The organism is Nocardioides jiangsuensis (assembly GCF_019679455.1).
GTDB classification, from domain to species: Bacteria; Actinomycetota; Actinomycetes; order Propionibacteriales; family Nocardioidaceae; genus Nocardioides_C; species Nocardioides_C jiangsuensis.
In genome coordinates this window covers 1297818-1320580 of the sequence record NZ_JAIEZQ010000001.1, presented here as the reverse complement: position 1 = coordinate 1320580, position 22763 = coordinate 1297818, and the positions used below count along the sequence as shown (strand labels likewise).

The following is a 22763-nucleotide window of genomic DNA, read 5'->3' as shown; positions in this document are numbered from 1 at the left end:
TCGCGTCCGCGTCCCGTTTCGAGGCCCTCCTCGGAAGCCGGGGACGCAGCAGCGGGACCCGCGTTCTGTGGACACAACCCGGCCCCTCACGGGGCCAGGAAGGCCGACACGGACCCCACCACCAGCGGGACCACCCCGACCAGCACGAACGCCGGCAGCAGGCAGATGCCGAGCGGTGCGGCGGCACGCACGCCGACCGACCGGGCGAGGCTCTCAGCCCGGCCGCGCTGCGCCCGGCGGAGGTCACCGGCCAGCGCCCGCATCGCGTCCGCGACCGAGGTGCCCGTCTCGGTGGCCCGCACCAGGCAGCGACCCAGGGGGCCGAGGGCGGGGTCACGGCTCACCTCGCGCCAGACGAGGGCGGGCTCCCGCCCCACCGCGAGCGCGTGCTCGACCCGCGTGAGCTCGTCGCGGAGCGGAGGCTCCACCGCCGCGGCCACCCGCGACAGGGCCTGGGCGGGCGCGGCCCCGGCGGCCAGTGTCGCCGCCAGCAGGTCCACCGCATGGGGCAGCTGGGTCTCGAGGCGCTCGCGCCGGCGGCGACGTCCGCCGGGCTCCATCGCCCCCAGGACCCGCCACGCCAGCAGCGCGGCGACCGGGCCGGCCAGCATCCCGACCCAGCCACCGAGCACGACGTACGGCAGCACCCCGGCGGTCAGGCTCAGCGCCGGCCGGAACCGGCGGAGCGGGTCCTCCGGCTCCGGCCCGCCGCCGGCTCGCCGGTCCGGCGGGTCCCGCGACTCCCGCCCTCCGGGTGGCCGGGGCGGCGCCGGCGGGAGGGCCAGGGCCACCGCGGCGGCGGCCGCCAGCGCGACCAGCGCCGTACCCGGGCTCACCGGTCCACCGCCGCGGTCGCGATGCGCTCCATCCACGAGAGGCCTGCGTAGGCGAGGGCGAGCCCCGCGCCCAGGCAACCGAGACCCGCCGGGGTGCGCAGCAGGAACCCCCACGGGTCGCCGCCGGCGCCGGCCCCCATGACGAGGGCAACGACCGGCAGCACCGCGACCAGCCGGGCGGTGGCCTGGGCGGACGCGAGCTCGGCCTGGACCAGCCGTTGCGTGGCGCGACGCTCGCGGGCGGAGTCCGCCACGAGGGTCAGCGCCGAGGACATCGCCGCGCCGGACCCCACCGACACCTGCCAGGCGCTCGCCACCTCCCGCAGGCCGGCCGCACCCGGTGACGCGGCCAGCCGGCGCAGCGCCTGCGGTACGTCCGATCCCAGCCCGTCCGCGGCCACCACGGGCTCCAGGGCCGGCCACACCTCCGCGCAATGGCTCAGGGCGGCGGAGGGTGGCTGCCCGGCCCGCAGCTCGCCGGCGAGGGCCTCACAGGCCTCCACCACCCGGTCGGCGGTGCGGTCCGCGGACGCGCGGAGCCGTACGCGGGCGACCAGCCGGGCGCCGGCGAGCGCGGTCGCGGTGGCGATCAGCCCCAGCGCCAGCACGGTGCCCTGGGCGGTGAGCAGCAGTACGGTGGCCGACCCCACGGCCACCAGCACCGCGCCCCGCCTCCCGGTGGTCGACCTGCCGTCGGGCGGCTGGGGCTGCTCCTTCCGCGGGGACGGCACACCCGCGAGGAGCCAGCCCCCGAGGCCCGCGGCCAGGACGGCGAGCGCGGTCATTCCCGGCCCAGCCTCGTCGCGAGCTGCTCGGCGGCCGCGTGCGTGCGGATCGAGCCGTCCGCGCCGAAGGTCACCGCGGGGACCACGTCTACGTAGCCGGCCTCCGACCGGCGCAGCACCGCGACCTCCTCCACCCGTCGGCGCCCCGACGAGCGCCCGACGTGGACCACCACGTCGAGGGCCGAGGCGAGCTGGCTGTGCGCGGCGGCGCGGGGAAGACCGGCGGCCATCGCCAGCGCCTCGATGCGCGCGGGCACGTCGCCGCTCGAGTTGGCGTGCAGGGTGCCGCAGCCCCCCTCGTGGCCGGTGTTCATCGCCGCGAGCAGGTCGGCCACCTCGGCGCCGCGGACCTCCCCCACCACGATCCGGTCCGGGCGCATCCGCAGCGCCTGCCGGACCAGCAGCTGCAGGGGCACCGCACCCGCCCCCTCGACGTTCGCCGGGCGGGCCTCGAGCGCCACCACGTGCGGGTGCTGGGGGCGCAGCTCGCTGGCGTCCTCCACCAGCACCAGCCGGTGCGTCGGGTCGACCAGGGACAGCAGGGCGGCGAGGAGGGTGGTCTTCCCGGACCCGGTGCCGCCCGAGACCAGGAAGGCGAGCCGGCGGTCCACGATCCGGCGGAGCAGGTCGGCCCCCTCCTCGCAGACCGTGCCGGTGCCGACCAGCCCGGCGAGGTCGAAGCCCCGCCGGCGTGGGACGCGGAGGGAGAGCAGCGTGCCCGGCCGGGAGACCGGGGCGAGGACGGCGTGGAACCGGGTGCCGTCGGGCAGCCGGAGGTCGACGTACGGCGTCGCGTCGTCGAGCCGTCGCCCGCCGGAGGAGGCCAGCCGTTGCGCGAGCCGGCGCACGGCGCCGTCGTCGGGGAACCGGACCGAGGTCGGCTCGAGCCCGTTACCGCGGTCCACGAACACCTGCCCCGGGCCGTTGACGAGCACGTCGGTCACCCCGTCGAGGCGCAGCAGCGGCTCCAGCGGCCCGGCGCCGAGCACGTCGCGGCTCAGCTCGTCGACCACGGCCAGGACGGTGGCGTCGCCGACCGGACGGCCCTCGTCGCGCAGCGCCCGCGCGACGTGCGCGGGGCTCAGCGGGGACCCGTCCCGGGCGAGACGGTCCCGGACCCGCTCGACGATCTCGGCGTGCGTCACCTGGCTCACCCCACCGGGACCGGGGCGGCGGCCAGCGCCGCGAGGGTGGTGCGGGCGGCCCGCGCCAGCGGGCCGCGCCGGGCGTGCACCGGCCCCAGGCCGAGGTCGACGGCCTCGGCGAGCCGGCGCTGGCCGGCCATCACGGCCACCAGCGGGAGGCCGAGCGTGCGCGCGACGTCGTCCGGGTCGAGCGCGGCGGGCCCGCGCCGGGCGACGAGGTGCACCTGCCGGGCGTACGGCGCCACCGCGGCCGCGGCCAGTCCGCTCGCGGCGACGCCCGGCAGGGTCAGCGTGGTCACGACGAGCACGTGGTCGCAGCGGGTGAGCACCTCGCCCGTGGCCTCGTCGGGGTAGCGGGGCACGTCGAGCACGACGGTCTCGTTGCCGCGCTGCAGCGCAGAGACCACCTCGCGCACCACGCCCGGGTCGAGCCCGCCGCGGGGTGAGGCACCCCAGCCGAGCACGGCCAGTCCGTCGACCTGCGGCAGCGCGGCCCGCAGGGAGCGCGACCCGAACCGTCCGGCGGAGCCGCGCAGCGACCCCCAGCCCACACCGTCCGGAGCGTCCAGCCCGATCACCCGCTCGATCCCACCGCCGAGCGGGTCGGCGTCCACCAGGGTGGCCGGGCGGGAGGCGGAGGCAGCGGTCCTGGCCAGGGCCGCGGCGAACGTCGTGGCCCCGGCGCCGCCGGAACCGCCGACCACGGCGAGGGTGACGGCTCGTCCGGAGGTGCCGTCGACGACGTCGGTGAGGGTCTCGACCAGCCAGGTCTCGGCCGCGGGCAGCTCGGCGACCGTGTCGGCGCCCACCGCCAGCGCGGCCCGGTAGAGGTCGTCGGGCGCGGGGCCGTGACCGACCACGTGCACCCGTTCGCGGCGCAGCGGCGAGGTCGCGGCCAGGGAGGCGACGGCGTCCGCACCCACGAGCACCACCGGCGCGGTGGCCCAGCCCGTCCGTGCGGCACCGCTGTCGTGGGCCACGTCGAGCACGGCCCCGGCCGCGGCGGCGAGTCGGAGGAGGTCGTCGAGCAGGGCCTCGTCCCGCGTGACGAGGAGCGGATGGTCTGAGGTCATGCGCCGACCGTGCCGCGGGACCGGGGCCGCCTCCAGGGGCGGGGCACGGGCTGTGCGCACGCCGTACGACCGCCAGGCTGAGGACGAAATCGGGCTCTGCGGGACGAAACGCCGGAGAAAGGGTGCGGCCCTCGGCCGGGGGGATGACCGAGGGCCGCGCGGCCTGGCTCGGGGGGGATGAGCCGGGCCGGGGGGCCAGCGGCGGGGGGAAAGTGCCGCTGGCGGAATATGGACTGGCGGGGCCAGGATTCCGATGTCGCCGGAGGCCGGGGGACGTCGTCCCCCGGCCACGGCAACGGTAGCGCGTCCTTTACCTTTGTCGCCACCTATGCTGGTTCGTGCCACGCCAGGCGTGTCCGGTGGCACCCGCAGAGAGACTGCCGGTCGCGACCCCTGGCGTCCCCGGCTCCCGGCCTCCGCCTCACTCGAGAAAGGGCCACCCCATGGCCTCCGCCACTGACTCCGACGGGCCTCGCCGCTCGACGGGCCGCCCGGCCGCCTTCTTCGACCTCGACAAGACGATCATCGCCAAGTCGAGCACGCTGGCGTTCAGCCGCTCCTTCTACGCCGGCGGCCTGATCTCGCGCGGGTCGGTGCTGCGCAGCGCCTACGCGCAGTTCGTCTACCTGGTGGGTGGTGCGGACCACGACCAGATGGAGAAGATGCGCGAGTTCCTCTCCGACCTGTGTGCCGGGTGGGATGTGCAGACCGTGCGCGACATCGTCGCCGACACCCTGCACAACATCGTGGACCCGCTGGTCTTCGACGAGGCCGTCTCCCTGATCGAGGAGCACCAGCTCGCGGGACGCGACGTGGTCATCGTCTCCGCCTCCGGTGCGGAGGTGGTCGAGCCGATCGGCGAGATGCTCGGCGCGGACGCGGTGATCGCGACCCGGATGGAGATCGTCGACGGCAAGTACACCGGCGAGATCGGCTTCTACGCCTACGCGGAGAACAAGGCGGCGGCGATGCTCGAGCTGGCCGAGCGCAAGGGGTACGACCTCGGGCGCAGCTACGCCTACAGCGACTCGGTCACCGACGTCCACATGCTCGAGGCGGTGGGCAACCCGTACGCCGTCAACCCCGACCGCGACCTGCGGCGGCACGCGTCGAGCCGGGGGTGGCCGATCCTCGTCTTCACCCGGCCGGTGGCGCTGGAGAGCCGGGTGCGACTGCCCGCGGCCAAGCCGACGCTGGCGGCCCTGGCCCTCGGGACGGCGGCCGCGGTGGGCGGCGCGATCTACCTCGGCGCCCGCAGACGGGACGCCCAGGGCTGACCCCGGACCTGTCACTAGACCAGGACTAGGGGGCCTTGTCCGGTTCGTGCATCCGGCGTACAAAGGAGACAACAACTCCAGAGCCGCACGTGAATCCGGTACCCACGCGGCGACCTACCCTTCCTATTGGGCGTTGTCTTCGGGTTGACCCGGAGCAACAAATAACCGGTGCACGCTTGGTAGCCAGAGGTATTCACGTGTCAGCGGCGGCACTCTCGGTCATGCGACTGGAGTGCCGCTCGCATGTACGGGCCTGGACTCCTGCCCCGGCGGGTCACCCGGCGACGGGGCTCGCCTCGGCGCCGGCGGCGTAGGCCTCGGCCGCGTAGAGCAGCCACGCGTGGACGCCGGCCTGGCCGCCCTCGCGGTAGCCGCGCAGGTTCGACTCGTACTGCGCCCGCAGCGCGAGGTGCCCGGCCTCGGGGACGACGAGCGCCTTCGGGTCGACGCCGCGGGCCACGAGCACCAGACGCTCCGCCGCCCGGGCGACCAGGCCGTTGTGGGAGACGAAGGGCGCGGCGGTGGCCAGCTCGGCGTGGACGACCGCGGCCACCACGAGCGCGGGCGCGGTGGTCGGGGCGAGCAGGGTGCGGGCCAGGTCGTTGACCCGGGCGGCCGACCCGGCGTCGCGGGGCCGGCCGAGCGTCTCCTCGTCGACCTCGCCCTTGCCGGCCAGGGTGTGCATCCGCGCGAACGCCTGGAGGGGCGAGGCCCCCAGCACCGGCGCGAGACCGAGCAGCTCCGTGCTCAGCCGGACCGAGGCCAGCGCCACCGCGTCGGCGTTCCCGGAGCGCACCTGCTCGAGGTCGGCCCCGGACCCCTCGAGCACCGCGCTGGCGTGGGCGCCGCGCAGCAGCGACTCGCCGGTCAGGTCCGGGGCGGTCTTGCGCAGCCCGCGGTCGCGCAGCAGCGCGTCGATGCCGTCGCGGGCGGCCGCCATCGCGGACGCGACCCCCTCGAGCGAGGTCAGCCGGGCCAGGGGGTCGGAGGTTGCAGGGGCGGCGTCGGGCACGAGCGGCAGGCTAGCCGACCCCCACTCCGGGCAGCAGACGGCGGGTCAGGCGTCCGGGCCCTTGGTGCGCACCTCGGCGACGTGGCTCATCGCCTCGCGCAGCTCCTCCAGCCAGTCGTCGGCGTGCTGGCCGACGAGCCGCACGCACCACGCGAGGGCTTCGGACCGCGAGCGCGCGACGCCGGCCTCGACGAGCGTGTCGAGGACCTGCCGCTGCGGCTGGCGCAGCCGGGTCATCACGGGGACCGCGATGTGCGTGAACAGCTCCTCGTGCCCGCCGACACGGACGCCCCAGGCGACCTTGCGGTCGTAGCGGTGCTCGGCCTCCCGGGCGATGGCGATCCGCCGGTCCCGGGTCTCCTCGCGGAACGCCTTCGCCCGCCCGGCGCGCTTCTCGGCCGCCTCGGCGTCGCCGGTGTCTTCGGCCAGGTCGACGTCGCCGAGGTCGAGCACGACCGTGATCTCCTCACGGTCCACGGTCACGGTGGGCGCGGCGTGCTGCCACTCCTCGGGCAGCCGGCCGGAGAACCAGCCCCGCACCCGCTCCAACGCTTCGTTTGTAATCATGTAATCATCATTACGCATCATCCCAACACGGACCAGACCAGTGGCCTCAGTTGGTAGCCTCACGGGCGATGACCTCCCTCCCTCCCCCGCTGCCCGACGTCGAGCACGCGCGGTCCTTCGACCTCGTCGCCGACGCCTACGACCGCGGACGCCCGACGTACCCGCGGGAGGCCGCCCGGTGGCTCGCCGGGCCCGAGCGCGGCCGCATCCTCGAGCTCGGCGCCGGCACCGGCAAGCTCACCGAGCAGCTGACCGCGCTCGGCCATGCCGTGCTCGCCACCGACCCCTCCTCCGCGATGCTCGCGCGGCTCCGGGACCGGGCGCCGCGGGCCCGGTGCGCGGTCGCCGCCGCGGAGGCCCTGCCGGTCCCCGCCCGCAGCGTGGACGTGGTCGTGTCCGCCCAGGCCTTCCACTGGTTCGACCCCGCCCGGGCACTCCCCGAGGCCGCCCGGACGCTCCGGCCCGGCGGCCACCTCGCGCTCGTGTGGAACCAGCGCGACGAGCGGATCCCGTGGGTACGGCGGCTGAGCGGCCTGCTCGGCACCGCCCCCGGCCCCGAGGTCGCACTGCCCGCGCTCGAGGAGTCGGAGCTGTTCGAGGAGGTGGAGAGCCGGACCTTCCGGTTCTGGCAGCCGCTGACCCCGCAGTCGCTGCGCGACCTGGTCACCTCACGGTCGAGTGTCGCGGTGATGTCGGACCTGGAGCGCGAGCGGGTGCTCCGCAAGGTCGACGAGCTGTACGAGGAGTACGGCCGCGGCGCCGACGGGATGCTCCTGCCCTACGTGACGCACGCCTACCGGGCGCGGGTGCGTCCGCAGGCGGCGCCGCCGTCCTCCGGGCGCCCCACCAGGGTCCACCCCGACGACGTCGACACCGACGCCCTGCTGATCGACTTCCGGTAGGCCGGCGATGCGTTCGCGTTGGGGGTGGCTGCGGCCGGGGCACCTCGGAAGCGAGTCGGACCGGGCCACCTTCCGCACCCTGCACACCGCCTCCCTGGCGGCCCCGCCGCTGCGGGCCGGGCTCACCGAGGCCTCCGCGACGCGAGCCATCAGGTTCCTCCGCGAGCTGCTCGGGGCGCCCGCCGTCGCCCTCACCGACACCGAGCGGCTGCTGGCGTGGGACGGCCGCTACCACCACCACGCGGCGCAGGCCCCCGGGCTCGCCGCACCGGTGGTCTCCGACGGTGGCACGTCGGTCGGCGACCCCTCCGACATCTCCTGCGGGGACCCCGGGTGCCCGCTGCGGCATGTGATCGTGAGCCCGCTGACCGTCGAGGAGCGGGTGGTCGGCACCCTCCAGGTGTTCGCGCCGTCGGCGTCGGCGGGGCTGGTCCGGGCCACCAACGAGGTCGCCCGGTGGGTCTCCGCGCAGCTCGAGCTCGCCGAGCTCGACGCCTCCCGCACCCGGCTGATGGAGGCGGAGGTCCGCGCCCTGCGCGCGCAGATCAGCCCGCACTTCATCTACAACTCGCTCACCGCGATCGCGTCGTTCGTGCGCACCGACCCCGAGCGGGCCCGCGAGCTGCTCCTCGACTTCGCCGACTTCACCCGGTACTCCTTCCGCAAGCACGGGGAGTTCACCACGCTGGCCGAGGAGCTGCGCTCGATCGAGCGGTACCTCGTGCTCGAGAAGGCCCGGTTCGGCGACCGGCTCCAGGTCACGCTCCGGGTCGCGCCGGAGGTGCTGCCGGTGGCGGTGCCCTTCCTGGCGCTCCAGCCGCTCGTGGAGAACGCCGTACGCCACGGCCTCGAGGGCAAGGAGGGCAGCGGCCACATCACGATCATCGCCGAGGACTTCGACCGCGAGTGCGTGATCTCGGTGGAGGACGACGGCGTGGGCGAGGACCCCGAGCGGGTCCGGCAGGCCATGTCGGGGGACGTGTCCATGGACTCCGTGGGACTCGGCAACGTCGACGAACGGATGCGCTCGGCCTTCGGCGACGACTACGGGCTCGTCGTCGAGACTGCCCCCGGAGCGGGCACGAAGGTTATCGTTCGAGTGCCGAAGTACGCGCCAGGAGTCCGCCCGTGAGCACCGCCCGCCACCGCTCCGCCCGGCCACCGGTCCACCGGGGGTCCGCATGAGCACGCCCGCGCTCCGGGTCCTCGTCGTCGACGACGAGCGTCCCGCCCTCGACGAGCTCGCCTGGCTGCTCGACCGGGACCCCCGGGTCGGCACCGTGCTCACCACCGACTCGGCCGCGGAGGCGCTGCGGGTGCTCCAGGAGGAGCAGGTCGACGCGGTCTTCATGGACATCCGGATGCCGGGGCTGACCGGCCTCGACCTCGCCCGGGTGCTCTCCCGGTTCAGGGCACCGCCACCCGTGGTGTTCGTGACCGCGCACGACGAGCACGCGGTGGACGCCTTCGAGCTCAACGCCGTCGACTACGTGCTCAAGCCGGTCCGCGACGACCGGCTCGCCGAGGCCGTGCGCCGGGTGGTCGAGGCGCAGGGCACCACCACCGCGCAGGCCGACGACGACCAGATCGCCGTCGAGCTCGGCGGGGTGACCCGGTTCGTCTCCCGCGGCGAGGTCCGGTACGTCGAGGCGCAGGGCGACTACGCACGGCTGCACACGCCCTCGGGCAGCCACCTGGTGCGGGTGCCGCTGACCACGCTCGAGGAGCAGTGGCAGGACGCCGGCTTCGTCCGGATCCACCGCTCGCTGCTCGTCGCCCTCCCGCACGTCGAGGAGGTGCGGATGGACGCCGGCCGCTGCACCGTGGTCGTCGGCGGTGAGGAGCTGGTGGTGAGCCGCCGGCACACCCGCGAGCTGCGCGACCTGCTCGTACGGCGGTCCCGCCCGGGTACCGCGTCACGGTCATGACCCCCGACGGCACCCCTCCGCGCCGGGTCCGGGTGACCAGCCCGCGGACCACCGCCGGCCGCCCCCGGCGGGTGGACGTGACCTCCGAGATCGACGCGCAGACCCGGATCGGGGAGATCTACATGGCCTCCCTGCTGCGCGCCCAGCTGCGGCTGGCCGGCCTCGTGATCCTCACCGTCGGCGTCCTGGTCGCCGGCCTGCCGGTGTTCTTCTGGCTGTTCCCGGGGCTGAGCGGCACCGTCGTGCTCGGCATGCCGCTGGCCTGGGTGCTGCTCGGCGCCGCGGTCTACCCGCTGCTGTGGTTCCTGGGCTGGTTCTACGTCCGGTCCGCCGAGCGCAACGAGCGGGACTTCGCCGACGTGGTGGAGCGGTCGTGACCCCGCACCGGCGCACGGGACCCCGCGAGGACGCCGGATGAGCTCGACGTACGGCCTCATCGCCGTGGCCCTGGTCTCGGTCGCCACGCTCGCGATCGGCGCCTACGGCTGGCGGTTCTCGCGCACGACGAGCGACTTCTTCGTCGCCTCCCGGTCGGTCCGCCCGGCGCTGAACGCCTCCGCGATCGGTGGGGAGTACCTCTCCGCGGCATCGTTCCTCGGGGTCGCCGGCCTCGTGCTCGCGTTCGGCACCGACATGCTCTGGTACCCGGTCGGCTGGACCGCGGGCTACCTCATGCTGCTGGTCCTGGTCGCCGCGCCGCTGCGCCGCTCGGGCGCCTACACGCTCCCCGACTTCGCCGAGATGCGCCTGGAGTCGCGGTTCGCCCGGCGGGTCTCCTCGGTGCTGGTGGTCGCGATCGGCTGGCTCTACCTGATGCCGCAGTTCCAGGGCGCCGGGCTCTCCCTGGGCACGGTGGCCGGCACCGAGCCGTGGGTCGGCGGGCTGATCGTCGCGGTCGTGGTGCTGGTGAACGTGATGTCCGGCGGGATGCGCAGCATCACCTTCGTCCAGGCGTTCCAGTACTGGCTGAAGCTGACCGCGCTGCTGGTCCCGGTGATGTTCCTGCTCGCGGTGTGGGCCGGCGACGGCGCGACCTCCCCGGCCGCCACCGACGTGGTCACCTCGGGGGTCTCCGGCGACGTGTGGTCCGACCCGCTGAGCTCGGCGAGCGCACACCCGCTGTACACGACGTACTCGATCATCGTGGCCACCTTCCTCGGCACGATGGGCCTGCCGCACGTGGTGGTGCGCTTCTACACCAACCCCGACGGCCGGACCGCCCGCCGTACGACGCTCGTGGTGCTCGGCCTGCTCGGGGTCTTCTACGTGCTCCCCCCGGTGTACGGCGCCCTCGGGAGGCTCTACGCCGCCGACCTCGTGGCGAGCGGCCGCACCGACACGGTGGTGCTCGAGCTGCCGAGCCGGATGGTCGGCGGGGTCGGCGGCGACCTGCTCTCCGCGCTGACCACGGCCGGCGCGTTCGCGGCGTTCCTGTCCACCTCCTCGGGCCTCACCATCGCGGTGGCCGGCGTGCTCAGCCAGGACGTGATGGGCCGGCGGTTCCGCGGGGTGCGGGCCTTCCAGGCGGCGGCCGTCGTCGCGGTGCTCGTGCCGCTGCTGCTCGCCGTGCTCGCGAGCGGGGTGGGCGTGGCCCGCGCGGTCGGCCTCGCCTTCGCGGTCGCGGCGTCGACGTTCTGCCCGCTGCTGGTGCTCGGCATCTGGTGGCGCCGGCTCACCGACGCGGGCGCGGTGGCGGGGATCCTCGTGGGCGGCGGGCTGTCCGGGGCCGCGGTGGTGGACACCCTGCTCCAGCACGAGCACGGCGCGTGGCTCGCGGCGCTGCTCAACCAGCCCGCGGCATGGACCGTCCCCGCGGCCTTCCTGACCATGGTCGTGGTGTCCCTGGCCACGCCCCGACGGCTGCCGGTCCACGTCTCGCGGACCATGGTCCGGCTGCACACCCCCGAGGCCGTCGCGCTCGACCGGGGGCCGTCCCCCCTCTGACCGCTCGTCGTGCGATTCACGCCGTACGACGACGCCGGTTCGCCGCTGACCGCAACGCCCCCTCAGGCCCCTCCCCACGGGCACCCCGGCCTCCCTACGGTGACGGGCGTCACAGCATTTCCGACCGGCGCGCCCTCCGCGTGGCGGCGACACCCAGAGAGAGGTGACCTCCGTGGCTGAGGAAATCCGCCAGACGACCCACCAGTCGTCCGGGCACGCGGTGTACGAGGAGCTGCACAGCAGCGACGACTTCCAGGAGCTGCGCAGGCGCTACCGCCGCTTCGCGATCCCGTGGACGGTCGCCTTCCTGGTCTGGTACCTGACCTACGTGATCATGTCGAACTGGGCCAACGACTTCATGAACACCAAGCTCTTCGGCAACATCAACGTCGCGCTCGTCTTCGGGCTGCTGCAGTTCGTCTCCACGTTCGGCATCGCCTGGCTCTACGCCCGGCACGCCAACAAGGAGCTCGACCCGATCGCCTCGCGCCTCCAGGCGCGCTACAACGAGGAGCTCGGCCGATGAGCACGCAGACCCTGACCTCGATCCTCTTCCTCTCCGTGGTGGCGCTGACCGTCGGCATCACGATCTGGGCCAGCCGGCAGGGCTCGGGCGCCACCGACTACTACGCCGGCGGCCGGTCGTTCAGCGGCTTCCAGAACGGCCTCGCCATCGGCGGCGACTACATGTCCGCCGCGTCGTTCCTCGGCATCTCCGGAGCCATCGCGCTCTACGGGTACGACGGCTTCCTCTACTCCATCGGCTTCCTGGTCGCGTGGCTGGTCGCCCTGCTGCTCGTCGCCGAGCTGCTGCGGAACTCCGGCCGGTACACGATGGCCGACCAGCTCGCCTACCGGATGCGACAGCGTCCGGTGCGGACGGCGGCCGCCACGTCGACCGTGATCGTCTCGATCTTCTACCTGCTCGCGCAGATGGTCGGCGCGGGCTCGCTGGTGGCCCTGCTGCTCGGCGTGGACTCCGGCGCGCTGAAGAACACCGTGATCGCCGGCGTCGGCGTGCTGATGATCTTCTACGTCGTCGTCGGCGGCATGAAGGGCACCACCTGGGTGCAGATCGTCAAGGCCGTGCTGCTGATGACGGGCACCGTGCTGATCACCTTCCTCGTGCTGTGGCAGTTCCGCTTCAACATCTCCGACCTGCTCGGCGCCGCGGCCTCCAACACCGGCAAGGGCGACGCGTTCCTCCAGCCCGGCCTGAAGTACGGGGTCAGCCTGACGTCCAAGATCGACTTCGTCAGCCTCGGCCTCGCGCTCGTGCTCGGCACCGCCGGCCTGCCGCACATCCTGATCCGCTTCTACACCGTGCCCACCTCGCGTGACGCGCGCTCGTCGGTGCTGTGGGCGATCGGCCTGATCGGCGCGTTCTACCTGATGACCCTGGTGCTCGGCTTCGGTGCCGCCGCGCTCCTCGACACGGGTGCGGACAGCGAGGTCGCCGCGAGCGGCGGCAACCTGGCCTCCCCGCTGCTGGCCGAGGCCGTGGGCGGCGGAGCCGGGTCCACCGGCGGTGCGATCCTGCTGGCACTCATCTCGGCGGTGGCGTTCGCGACCATCCTCGCCGTGGTGGCGGGACTGACGCTGACGTCGGCCTCGTCGGTGGCGCACGACCTGTACGCCAACGTGATCAAGAAGGGTCGCGCCACGGAGCGGTCCGAGGTCCGGGTGGCCCGCATCTCGGCGTTCGTCATCGGCGGCATCTCGATCGCCCTGGCGATCCCGGCGCAGAAGCTGAACATCGCGTTCCTGGTCGCTCTCGCGTTCGCGGTGGCCGCCTCGGCGAACCTGCCGTCGATCATCTACAACCTGTTCTGGAAGCGCTTCAACACCCGCGGCGCCACCTGGAGCATCTACGGCGGCCTGATCTCCAGCGTCGGCCTGGTGATCTTCTCGCCGGTGGTGTCCGGCAAGGTCGTGGACGGCGTGAACGCCTCCCTGCTTCCCGCCTCGATCGACATCTCGTGGTTCCCCCTGGAGAACCCCGGCATCGTCTCGATCCCGCTCGGCTTCCTGCTCGGCTACCTCGGCACGGTCACCTCGCGTGAGCCCTCCGCCGAGGAGGCCTACGACGAGCTCGAGGTGCGCGCCCTGACCGGCGCCGGCGCCGAGGGAGCGGTGTCGCACTAGCCCGCCGCGCCCGGCGGCGAGGGAGGACCTGCGGGTCACGCCCCTCGTCGCCGGGCGTCTCACCAACTAACGTGACGGGAGACACCCCGTGAACCGCTGTGACGAGGAGACGACGTGACTGACCAGACCCTGTCGAACCTGCTGCACGAGGAGCGCCGTTTCGAGCCGCCGGAGGACCTGGCCGCCCACGCGAACCTCAAGGCGGACGCCTACGAGCGTGCCGCGTCGGACCGTCTCGGGTTCTGGGAGGAGCAGGCCGGCCGCCTCGACTGGGCCGAGCGCTGGGACACCGTGCTCGACTGGGACAACCCGCCGTTCGCCAAGTGGTTCGTCGGCGGCAAGCTCAACGCGTCCTACAACTGCGTCGACCGTCACGTCGAGGCCGGCCGCGGCGACCGGGTGGCCTTCCACTGGGTCGGCGAGCCGGGCGACTCCCGCACGATCACCTATGCCGACCTCCAGGAGGAGGTGTGCAAGGCCGCGAACGCCCTCGTCGAGCTCGGCGTGGAGTCCGGCGACCGGGTCGCGATCTACATGCCGATGATCCCCGAGACCGTGGTGGCGATGCTGGCCTGCGCCCGCCTCGGCGCCCCGCACACGGTGGTCTTCGGCGGCTTCTCCGCGGACGCGCTCGCCGGGCGCATCCAGGACTGCGACGCACGGGTCGTGATCACCTCCGACGGCGGCTACCGGCGCGGGGCACCCTCCGCCCTGAAGCCCGCGGTCGACGAGGCGGTGTCCCGCTGCCCCGACGTGCGCAACGTCGTCGTCGTACGCCGGACCGGGCAGGACATCGCCTGGAACGACGAGGTCGACGTGTGGTGGCACGACGTCGTGGACCGGCAGTCGAGCACCCACGAGCCCGAGGCGTTCGACTCCGAGCACCCGCTCTACGTCATGTACACCTCCGGCACGACGGGCAAGCCCAAGGGCATCCTGCACACCACGGGCGGCTACCTGGTCGGCGCGTCGTACACGCACTGGGCGGTCTTCGACCTCAAGCCGGAGACGGACGTCTACTGGTGCACGGCCGACATCGGCTGGGTCACCGGACACAGCTACATCGTCTACGGGCCGCTCGCCAACGGCACCACCTCGGTGATGTACGAGGGCACCCCCGACACCCCGCACAAGGGCCGCTGGTGGGAGATCATCGCCGAGCACGAGGTGACCACGTTCTACACCGCGCCCACCGCGATCCGGACCTTCATGAAGTGGGGCAACGAGATCCCGGAGAAGCACGACCTCTCCTCGCTGCGCCTGCTCGGCTCGGTCGGTGAGTCGATCAACCCTGAGGCCTACATGTGGTACCGCGAGCACATCGGCGGCAACCGCTGCCCGATCGTGGACACCTGGTGGCAGACCGAGACCGGGATGATCATGGTCTCCCCGCTGCCCGGCGTCACCGCGGGCAAGCCGGGTTCGGCGATGACCGCGATCCCGGGCGTCTCCGCCGACGTCCTCGACGACACGGGCGAGCCGGTGCCCAACGGGTCCGGCGGCTACCTCGTGCTCACCGAGCCGTGGCCGGCGATGCTGCGCACCCTGTGGGGCGACGACCAGCGCTTCAAGGACACCTACTGGTCGCGGTTCCCCGGCCGCTACTTCGCCGGTGACGGCGCGAAGAAGGACGAGGACGGCGACATCTGGCTGCTCGGCCGGGTGGACGACGTGATGAACGTGTCGGGCCACCGGCTCTCCACCACCGAGATCGAGTCCGCTCTCGTCTCCCACCCCAAGGTCGCCGAGGCCGCGGTCGTGGGCGCGGCGGACGAGACCACCGGCCAGGCCGTCTGCGCGTTCGTGATCCTGCGGGAGTCCGCGGGCGACGGCGGCGACGAGATCGTCAAGGAGCTGCGCAACCACGTGGCCCACGAGATCGGCGCGATCGCCAAGCCCCGGCAGATCATGGTGGTCCAGGAGCTGCCGAAGACCCGCTCGGGCAAGATCATGCGCCGGCTGCTGCGCGACGTCGCCGAGAAACGCGAGGTCGGCGACGTGACGACGCTGGCCGACTCGACGGTGATGTCACTGATCCAGCAGGGGCTGTCCTCCGACAAGTCCGGGGACGAGTAGGCCCGCCGTACGACGCACACCTCACTCCCCCGCGAGCCGTCTCGCGGGGGAGTGACGTTTTCGCGGGCCCCCGGCCCGGCCGTTAGACTCGGGGCCTGCAAGTTCTGGTGTGCCGGGAAGTCTGGTCGGCGAGCTCGTTCCCCGACCCCGAAGGACGCCTCGCGATGATCTCCGCGCCCCGCCGCCCCACGTTCTTCCCCGACGCCGACAAGGGCGAGAGCACCTTCGTCGGCGACCTGCTCCGCGAGGAGACGATCGGCGGCGCCATCGTGCTGGTCGCCGCGGCCCTCGCGGTGCTGTGGGCCAACTCCCCCTTCGCCGCCTCGTACGAGAGCCTCCGCCACTTCGTGCCGTTCCCCGAGCTCGGCCTCGACATGGAGCACTGGGCCGCGGACGGCGCGCTGACCCTGTTCTTCTTCGTGGCCGGGCTCGAGCTCAAGCGCGAGTTCCTCGTCGGCTCGCTGCGCCGCCCCGCCGACGCCCTCGTCCCGGTGGTCGCCGCGGTGTGCGGGGTCGCCGTGCCGGCGGTCATCTTCACCGTGGTCAACCTCGGCGGCAACACCGACGGCTGGGCCATCCCCGCCGCCACCGACATCGCCTTCGCCCTCGCCGTGCTCGCGGTGGTCGGGTCGTCGCTGCCCAGCCAGCTGCGCGCGTTCCTGCTCACCCTCGCCGTGGTCGACGACCTGATCGTGATCGTGATCATCGCGCTCTTCTACAGTTCCGACCTGCACCTGGGCGCGCTGCTCAGCGCGGTGGCGGTGCTGGCCGTCTACGGCGTCATGCAGCGGATGCGCGTGCGCTCCTCCCTGCTCTACATCCCGCTCGCGGTCACCGCCTGGTGGTTCATGCACGAGAGCGGGATCCACGCCACCATCGCCGGTGTCGCCCTCGGCCTGCTGACCCGGGTGGTCCCCGACGAGACGGAGCAGCGCTCCCCCGCCGAGCGGCTCGAGCACCGGCTCGTCCCGCTCTCCGCCGGGGTCGCGGTCCCGTTCTTCGCGCTGATGTCGGCCGGGGTCGCGATCGGCGGCGGCGCGAGCTTCTTCACCGACCCGATCGTGATCGGCGTGGCGCTCGGCCTGGTGCTCGGCAAGCCGATCGGCGTGATGGGCGGGGCGTGGCTGGTCACCCGGCTGACCCGCGCCGAGCTCAACGAGACCCTCACCTGGCGCGACGTGGGCGGCGTGGCGATCCTGGCGGGAGTCGGCTTCACCGTCGCCCTGCTGGTCGCCGACCTGTCGTACGGCGGCGCGGAGGCCGAGGCCGCCAAGACCGCGGTGCTGCTCGGCTCGGTGGTCGCCGCCCTGCTCGCCTCGGTGGTCCTGCGCCGGCGCAACCACCGACACCGCAACGCCTGACCTGCCCGTGCGTGCGGGGCCACAGGTTTAGTCCACTAGTCTCAGGGGCACGAAATCGTGAGCGGCCGCGCGACCACAGGCCCGTGGTCCGCCGCGAAGGGAGAGCACATGACGAGCAACGCACCGATGACCCCGCAGCAGTCGACCGTCGCGACGGTGACCGAGGAGGAGCCGACGATCGGCCGCCTCGTGGCCGACGCGAGCCGGGACATCTCCAGCCTGATCCAGAACGAGATCGCGCTGGCCAAGTCCGAGCTCAAGGTCAGCGTCAAGGCGGGTGGCACCGGCGCCGGGCTCTTCGCGGGAGCGGCGTTCGTCGGCGTGCTGGCGATCATCATGCTCTCGGTCGCCTTCGCCTACTTCCTGCACATGACCGGCCTCGACCTGGCCTGGTGCTTCCTCATCGTCTTCGGCGCCTACCTGCTGATCGCGGCTCTCCTCGGCTTCCTCGGCATGAAGAAGGTCAAGCAGGTCCGCGCCCCCGAGCGGGCGATCCACCAGGCGCAGGAGACCAAGACCCTGCTCCAGCGGAAGTAGCCTCCTGCGGTGGGAGCACCACCCGACACGGCCGGTGCGATCGAGATCCCGGGCCCCTGGCAGCACAGGTACGTCGCTGCCAACGGGGCCCGGTTCCACGTCGTCGAGGCGCAGCCGATCTCCTCACCCGAGCCCGGCGGCCGATCCGGCGGGGCCGATCTCTCCGCCGCCCCGGGCGACCCGCCCCTGGTGCTCCTGCTGCACGGTTTCCCGGAGTTCTGGTGGACCTGGCGCGACCAGATCCGCACCCTCGCCGCGCACGGCTACCGGGTGGCCGCGATGGACCTGCGCGGGTACGGCGGCTCGGACAAGCCGCCCCGCGGCTACGACCCGCTGACCCTGTCCCGGGACGTGGTGGGAGTCGTCAAGGCGCTCGGCGAGCGCAGTGCGGTGCTCGTCGGGCACGGCTGGGGCGGGTACGTCGCCTGGGCCGCGGCCGCGCTGCACCCGCGCGAGGTGTCCGCACTCTGCACCGTCTCCGCGCCGCACCCCAACGTGATGCTCTCCAGCCTTCGCTCGCGCAACGCGGTGGCACTGCGGCACCTGCTCGCGATGCAGGTGCCGACCCTGCCGGAGCGCCGGCTCTCCCGCGCCTCGACGGGGTTCCTCCGCAGCCACCTCGAGAGCTGGAGCAGCCCGTCGTCGACGTTCCCCGACGAGGAGACCGTGGCGACGTACCAGGCGGCCCTGCGGCTGTGGCCCGCGCCGCACTGCGCGCTGGAGTACCACCGGTGGCTGTTCCGCTCACGCTTCCGCGGCGACGGCCGGCAGTTCCACCGGTACATGCAACGCCCCGTGGCGCAGCCGGTATGCGTGGTGAACGGCGCCGACGACCCGGCGCTGCCCCGCGGTGGCGCCGACCGCTCGCAGCGGCAGGTCACCGGGCCCTACGAGACCCACGCCCTCCCCGGCGTCGGCCACTTCCCTCACGAGGAGGCGCCCGACGCCTTCGACGACGTGCTGCTGCGCTGGCTCGCGGCGACCGGCCGGGACTAGGCCCTCAGGCGCAGTCGCCGGTGTCGACCGGCTCGCCGTTGGTGATGCCCGCGGCCGCGCCCGCGGCCACCTGGTCGGCGGTGAGCGCGTAGCCGGTGTCGCGGTCGGTCACCGAGGCCGCGAAGATCACGCCGAGCACGGCGCCGTCCTCGGAGAGCAGCGGGCCGCCGGAGTTGCCGGGGCGGACCAGGGAGCGGATCGAGAAGACCTCGCGCACCACCGTGCCGTCGCCGTAGATGTCGGGGCTGCGCAGCCGCTGCTCCCCGCGGATCCGGGCCGCCTGGACGTTGTACGGGCCGTCGTTGGGGTAGCCGAGCACCGCGGACGACTGGCGCGGCTCGCCGCCGTTGTCGAAGCGGAGGAAGGGGCGGTCGACGCCGTCGATGGAGAGCACGGCCACGTCGAGGTCGGAGTTGTAGTAGACGACCTCCGCAGACACCTCCTCCTCCCCGACGAGCACGGTCGGCTCGTCGACCCCGGCGACCACGTGCGCGTTGGTCATCAACCGGTTCGGGGAGTAGAGGAAGCCGGTGCCCTCGACACCACGGCCGCAGTCGTTCTCGCCGCGGACCTTGAGCACGCTGGCCTCGGCCGCCTCCACGTCGGGGTCGCCGGCGACCGCGTCCGAGGGCGGGCCGACCTCGATGATCCGCTCCGGGGCGAACGGCTCGAGGTAGCGCGGGAAGAAGCTCTGCCCGACCACCTCGTTGAACGCGTTGAGCGCCTGCTCGGCCCGGTCGGGCATCACCGTGTCGACCTCGGAGAGCACCAGCGAGGCGCGGACCTGCTGGCTCACCACGGGGAGCGCGGAGCCGCTCACCGCCACGCCGAGCGCCCAGGCGACGACGAGGACCGCGGCGGTGCTCAGGGCGGCCCCGCCCACGGCGTCGAGCGCGCGGGCCGGCTGCCAGGTGATCTGGTCGCGGATCCGGGTGCCGGCGTACTGCAGCGCCGCCTGCCCGAACGACGCGCACACGAGCACCACGAACAGCGCACCGAGGGAGACCCACAGCGACGACTCGGCGTCGCCGAGCAGCTGCGGCGCGAGCCAGATGCCGACCAGCCCGCCGAGCAGCAGGCCGGCCGTGGCGAAGGCGCCGGAGATGAAGCCCTGCCAGTAGCCGGACACGGCGTAGGCGAGCACGATGACGAGCAGGGCCCAGTCGAGGACGTTCACGGTGCGGTCACAGGGTGGGCCCTCAGAGCTCTCGGTAGTTCGTGTCGGGCAGCGGCGAGCGACCCGACGCCTCGCGGGGCACCGTCAGCATGTGCTCCGGCAGGTCCCGCATCTGCGAGGCGTCCCAGGGCTGGGTCCAGCCGACGAAGTCGAAGAGGCGGGCGATGATGCCGGCGGTGAAGCCCCACAGGATGAGGTCCTTGTCCTCCCCGATCAGGAAGGCTGGCCCCTTCCAGCCGGAGGGGTGGCGCACCGAGATCCGGTGCTGGGGGTCGAGCAGCTCCTCGATCGGCTCCCGCAGCACGGCGTGCACCTCGCGCGGGTCCACGACGCTGACCGGGCTCTCCTCGCGCCACCAGGCGAGCACCGGGGTGACCGCGAAGTTGCTCGGCGGCAGCCACAGCTCGGGGAGCGACGCGAACACCTCGACCCCGGACGGGTCGACCCCGGTCTCCTCCTCCGCCTCCCGCAGCGCGGCCGCGGCGGCGGAGGCGTCCTGCTGGTCGATGGAGCCGCCCGGGAAGGAGACCTGCCCGGGGTGGGAGCGCATGTCGTGGGCGCGCTCGGTGAGCAGCAGGTCGGGACCGGACGGACCGTGGCCGAAGAGCATGAGGACGGCGCCGCGGCGGGTGTCGGACCCCTCGGGCGGGACGAACCGGGTCAGCTCCTCGACGGTGATGTCCACGGCTCCGCGCCGGATCGGCTCCAGCCAATCCGGGAGGGGTGGATGCGCGGGTCGTTCACCCGGCGGCATCGGGGCACGGTCGGACACGAGGCCGAGCCTACCCAGGGGGTCCGACGCTCAACCTGCGACCGACACGCCGAGGTGCTCCTCGACGAGGTCCGCGAGCTGGTCGTAGGAGCGGACCACGACATACTCCACGTGCGTCACCGCACCGTCCTCGTCCACGAAGACCACCCCCGGCAGCCCGCGCACCTTGAAGGGCACCCGCACCTGCGCGCCCGGGTCCGCGACCAGCGGGTAGGTCACGCCGGTCTGCTCGACCAGGTCGAGGGCCAGCGACGGCTGGGTGTCCTGGTAGTCGACGCCGAGCACCTGCACCCGGTCGCCGGCTCTCTCGTGCAGCTGCTGGTAGTAGGGCAGCTCCTCACGGCACGGGCCGCACCACTGCGCCCACAGGTTGATGACGGCCGGCCCGCGCAGGTCGGCGAGGTTCACGTCCGGCCCGCCGCCGAGGCAGGGCAGGGTGACGTCGGGCAGCGCGTCCTCCCCCGCGGCGGAGCGGCCGGGGGCCGGGGCGGGGCAGTCCTCGACACCGGCGGCTTTCTTCTGGGCGCGCAGGGCCGGGGTGTCCACGTCGACGTCGACGGTGAGCCCGCCCCCACCGCCGCCCGGTGCGGTCGGGGTGGCCGAGGAGCACGCCGCCAGGGCCAGCGGCAGCAGCGCGGCCGCGACGGCTCCGCGCCACCGCACCCGCCGGGACGGGACGAGGCCGCGTGGGCTCATGCGCGACCCTCGGTGCGGACGAGCTTCGCCGCCTTCTCCGGGTCGGTCGGCCCCTCGCCGTACGACGGGCACCAGCGGGCGACCGGGCAGACGCCGCAGGCGGGGTTCCGCGCATGGCACATCCGCCGCCCGTGCCAGATCAGGTGGTGGCTGAGCATCGTCCAGTCCTTCTTCGGGAACAGTGCCCCGACAGCGTGCTCGGTCTTCACCGGGTCGGTCTCCTCGGTCCACCCGAAGCGCCGCGCCAGCCGGCCGAAGTGCGTGTCCACGGTGATCCCGGGGACACCGAACGCGTTGCCCAGCACGACGTTCGCGGTCTTGCGGCCGACGCCGGGCAGGGTCACCAGGTCCTCCAGGCGCCCGGGGACCTCCCCGTCGTACCGCTCGACGAGGGCCTGCGACAGCTTCAGCAGCGACTCGGTCTTGGCGCGGAAGAACCCGGTCGGCTGGATCAGCTCCTCCAGCCGGGCCCGGTCCGCGGCGGCCATCGCGGCCGCGTCGGGGTACTCCGCGAACAGCCCGGGGCGCACCGCGTTGACCCGCTTGTCGGTGGTCTGCGCCGACAGCACGGTCACCACGAGCAGCTCGAAGGGGTTGTCGAAGTCGAGCTCGCACGTCGCGTCGGGGTAGGTCTCGGCGAGCACCCGGTCGATCTTCCGGGCACGGCGGACGAGGGAGGTTTCGGGCACGGAACCAGCCTACGGGGGCGCCTCGCGGAGGGCGTTTTGGCGTAACCCCCGCCCGATACGTCAGACTGTGACATGTAGCACCGCCGGACAGAGAGTCCCGGCGTTGACGAGGAGGACAAGTTCGTGGATAACGACGTACTGCGTCAGGCGCCTCTGTTCAGTGCGCTGGACGACGAGGCCGCCACCGCCCTGCGGGCGTCGATGGCCGAGACCCGACTGCGCCGCGGCGAGGTCCTGTTCCACGAGGGCGACGAGGGCGACAAGCTCTACGTCGTCACCGACGGCAAGGTGAAGCTCGGCCGCACGTCCTCCGACGGGCGCGAGAACCTGCTCGCGATCCTCGGTCCCGGGCAGATGTTCGGCGAGCTCTCGCTCTTCGACCCGGGCCCGCGCTCGGCGACGGTCACCGCGGTCACCGACACCTCGTTCTCCTCGCTCTCGCACGAGGACCTGCTCCGCTGGCTCGACGGCCGCCCCGGCGTCGCGCGCGGGCTCCTCACCCAGCTCGCCGGCCGGCTGCGCAAGGCCAACGACGTGGTGGCCGACCTGGTCTTCTCCGACGTCCCGGGCCGTGTGGCCAAGGCGCTGCTCGACCTCGCCGACCGGTTCGGCCGCAGCGCCGACGACGGCATCCACGTGCATCACGACCTCACCCAGGAGGAGCTCGCGCAGCTCGTCGGAGCCTCGCGCGAGACCGTCAACAAGGCGCTCGCCGACTTCGCCTCGCGCGGCTGGCTGCGCCTCGAGCCCCGCTCGGTCGTGATCATGGACATCGAGCGCCTGAGCCGCCGCGCCCGCTGACGGCTCGGCGCGTCCGGCGCGCCTGGAGACAGCGCCGTCCATCG

At 73.5% G+C, this 22763-nt stretch carries 23 protein-coding genes; 13 read left to right on the top strand and 10 right to left on the bottom strand.

Features of this window, described 5'->3' with window-relative positions:
- Nucleotides 1–86: 86 nt before the first annotated feature.
- From K1X13_RS06225 to ssd, 4 genes are read right to left on the bottom strand one after another with little or no spacing between them, the layout of a single operon-like run.
- Entirely contained in the window at nucleotides 87–836 is a 750-nt protein-coding gene (locus tag K1X13_RS06225; protein WP_308249423.1) for a type II secretion system F family protein, read from the bottom strand.
- Complete coding sequence (locus K1X13_RS06220; protein ID WP_221024091.1) at nucleotides 833–1621, bottom strand: type II secretion system F family protein; 789 nt, start codon at nucleotides 1619–1621, stop codon at nucleotides 833–835. Before K1X13_RS06220 ends, K1X13_RS06225 begins: the two co-directional genes overlap by 4 nt.
- Entirely contained in the window at nucleotides 1618–2775 is a 1158-nt protein-coding gene (locus tag K1X13_RS06215) for a TadA family conjugal transfer-associated ATPase (RefSeq protein ID WP_221024090.1), read from the bottom strand. The genes K1X13_RS06220 and K1X13_RS06215 overlap by 4 nt, the downstream gene beginning before the upstream one ends.
- On the bottom strand, nucleotides 2772–3839 hold the full coding sequence (gene ssd, locus K1X13_RS06210) for a septum site-determining protein Ssd (protein WP_221024089.1): 1068 nt from the start codon (nucleotides 3837–3839) through the stop codon (nucleotides 2772–2774). Before ssd ends, K1X13_RS06215 begins: the two co-directional genes overlap by 4 nt.
- 443 nt (nucleotides 3840–4282) lie before the next feature.
- Here ssd and K1X13_RS06205 point away from each other — a divergent pair, with 443 nt between their 5' ends.
- Complete coding sequence (locus K1X13_RS06205; RefSeq protein ID WP_221024088.1) at nucleotides 4283–5116, top strand: HAD family hydrolase; 834 nt, start codon at nucleotides 4283–4285, stop codon at nucleotides 5114–5116.
- 274 nt (nucleotides 5117–5390) lie between these two features.
- Here K1X13_RS06205 and K1X13_RS06200 read toward each other — a convergent pair whose 3' ends face one another.
- On the bottom strand, nucleotides 5391–6128 hold the full coding sequence (locus K1X13_RS06200; protein WP_308249421.1) for an oxidoreductase: 738 nt from the start codon (nucleotides 6126–6128) through the stop codon (nucleotides 5391–5393).
- Nucleotides 6129–6173: 45 nt separating this feature from the next.
- Nucleotides 6174–6695, bottom strand: coding sequence for an ATP-binding transcription factor AbmR (gene abmR, locus K1X13_RS06195; RefSeq protein WP_221024087.1), 522 nt, complete (start codon nucleotides 6693–6695; stop codon nucleotides 6174–6176).
- A 68-nt stretch (nucleotides 6696–6763) separates the two neighbouring features.
- Between abmR and K1X13_RS06190 the strand changes: the two genes are divergently transcribed.
- The 11 genes from K1X13_RS06190 (at nucleotide 6764) to K1X13_RS06140 (ending at nucleotide 18584) form a co-directional block, all read left to right on the top strand.
- Nucleotides 6764–7597: a class I SAM-dependent methyltransferase gene (locus K1X13_RS06190; RefSeq protein WP_221024086.1), complete on the top strand. Its 834-nt coding sequence runs from the start codon at nucleotides 6764–6766 to the stop codon at nucleotides 7595–7597.
- Between the two features lie 7 nt (nucleotides 7598–7604).
- Nucleotides 7605–8729: a sensor histidine kinase gene (locus K1X13_RS06185; protein WP_221024085.1), complete on the top strand. Its 1125-nt coding sequence runs from the start codon at nucleotides 7605–7607 to the stop codon at nucleotides 8727–8729.
- Between the two features lie 49 nt (nucleotides 8730–8778).
- The gene (locus K1X13_RS06180; RefSeq protein WP_221024084.1) at nucleotides 8779–9525 is read left to right on the top strand and encodes a LytR/AlgR family response regulator transcription factor; all 747 of its coding nucleotides are present in this window, start codon (nucleotides 8779–8781) and stop codon (nucleotides 9523–9525) included.
- Nucleotides 9522–9902, top strand: a complete 381-nt coding sequence (locus K1X13_RS06175; RefSeq protein WP_221024083.1) for a hypothetical protein — start codon at nucleotides 9522–9524, stop codon at nucleotides 9900–9902. Before K1X13_RS06180 ends, K1X13_RS06175 begins: the two co-directional genes overlap by 4 nt.
- A gap of 37 nt (nucleotides 9903–9939) precedes the next feature.
- Nucleotides 9940–11469, top strand: a complete 1530-nt coding sequence (locus tag K1X13_RS06170; protein ID WP_221024082.1) for a sodium/solute symporter — start codon at nucleotides 9940–9942, stop codon at nucleotides 11467–11469.
- A gap of 172 nt (nucleotides 11470–11641) precedes the next feature.
- Nucleotides 11642–11995, top strand: coding sequence for a DUF485 domain-containing protein (locus K1X13_RS06165; RefSeq protein WP_308249420.1), 354 nt, complete (start codon nucleotides 11642–11644; stop codon nucleotides 11993–11995).
- Nucleotides 11992–13614, top strand: coding sequence for a monocarboxylic acid transporter (locus K1X13_RS06160; RefSeq protein WP_221024081.1), 1623 nt, complete (start codon nucleotides 11992–11994; stop codon nucleotides 13612–13614). Before K1X13_RS06165 ends, K1X13_RS06160 begins: the two co-directional genes overlap by 4 nt.
- 114 nt (nucleotides 13615–13728) lie before the next feature.
- A complete protein-coding gene (gene acs / locus K1X13_RS06155; RefSeq protein WP_221024080.1) occupies nucleotides 13729–15690 on the top strand; it encodes an acetate--CoA ligase in 1962 nt (653 codons plus the stop codon).
- A 164-nt stretch (nucleotides 15691–15854) separates the two neighbouring features.
- Entirely contained in the window at nucleotides 15855–17051 is a 1197-nt protein-coding gene (gene nhaA / locus K1X13_RS06150) for a Na+/H+ antiporter NhaA (RefSeq protein WP_221024079.1), read from the top strand.
- Between the two features lie 108 nt (nucleotides 17052–17159).
- On the top strand, nucleotides 17160–17588 hold the full coding sequence (locus tag K1X13_RS06145; RefSeq protein ID WP_225914529.1) for a phage holin family protein: 429 nt from the start codon (nucleotides 17160–17162) through the stop codon (nucleotides 17586–17588).
- Nucleotides 17589–17597: 9 nt separating this feature from the next.
- Nucleotides 17598–18584, top strand: coding sequence for an alpha/beta fold hydrolase (locus K1X13_RS06140; RefSeq protein WP_221024078.1), 987 nt, complete (start codon nucleotides 17598–17600; stop codon nucleotides 18582–18584).
- A gap of 4 nt (nucleotides 18585–18588) precedes the next feature.
- Here K1X13_RS06140 and K1X13_RS06135 read toward each other — a convergent pair whose 3' ends face one another.
- From K1X13_RS06135 to nth, 4 genes are all read right to left on the bottom strand, one after another.
- Entirely contained in the window at nucleotides 18589–19761 is a 1173-nt protein-coding gene (locus tag K1X13_RS06135; RefSeq protein WP_221024077.1) for a MarP family serine protease, read from the bottom strand.
- Nucleotides 19762–19783: 22 nt separating this feature from the next.
- Nucleotides 19784–20446 (bottom strand): NUDIX hydrolase, encoded by a 663-nt coding sequence (locus tag K1X13_RS06130; protein ID WP_308249419.1) that lies wholly within the window; start codon nucleotides 20444–20446, stop codon nucleotides 19784–19786.
- Between the two features lie 117 nt (nucleotides 20447–20563).
- Nucleotides 20564–21229 (bottom strand): TlpA family protein disulfide reductase, encoded by a 666-nt coding sequence (locus K1X13_RS06125; protein ID WP_221024076.1) that lies wholly within the window; start codon nucleotides 21227–21229, stop codon nucleotides 20564–20566.
- Complete coding sequence (gene nth, locus K1X13_RS06120) at nucleotides 21226–21918, bottom strand: endonuclease III (protein WP_221024075.1); 693 nt, start codon at nucleotides 21916–21918, stop codon at nucleotides 21226–21228. The genes K1X13_RS06125 and nth overlap by 4 nt, the downstream gene beginning before the upstream one ends.
- A gap of 123 nt (nucleotides 21919–22041) precedes the next feature.
- Here nth and K1X13_RS06115 point away from each other — a divergent pair, with 123 nt between their 5' ends.
- Nucleotides 22042–22719: a Crp/Fnr family transcriptional regulator gene (locus K1X13_RS06115; protein WP_221024074.1), complete on the top strand. Its 678-nt coding sequence runs from the start codon at nucleotides 22042–22044 to the stop codon at nucleotides 22717–22719.
- Nucleotides 22720–22763 lie beyond the last annotated feature (44 nt).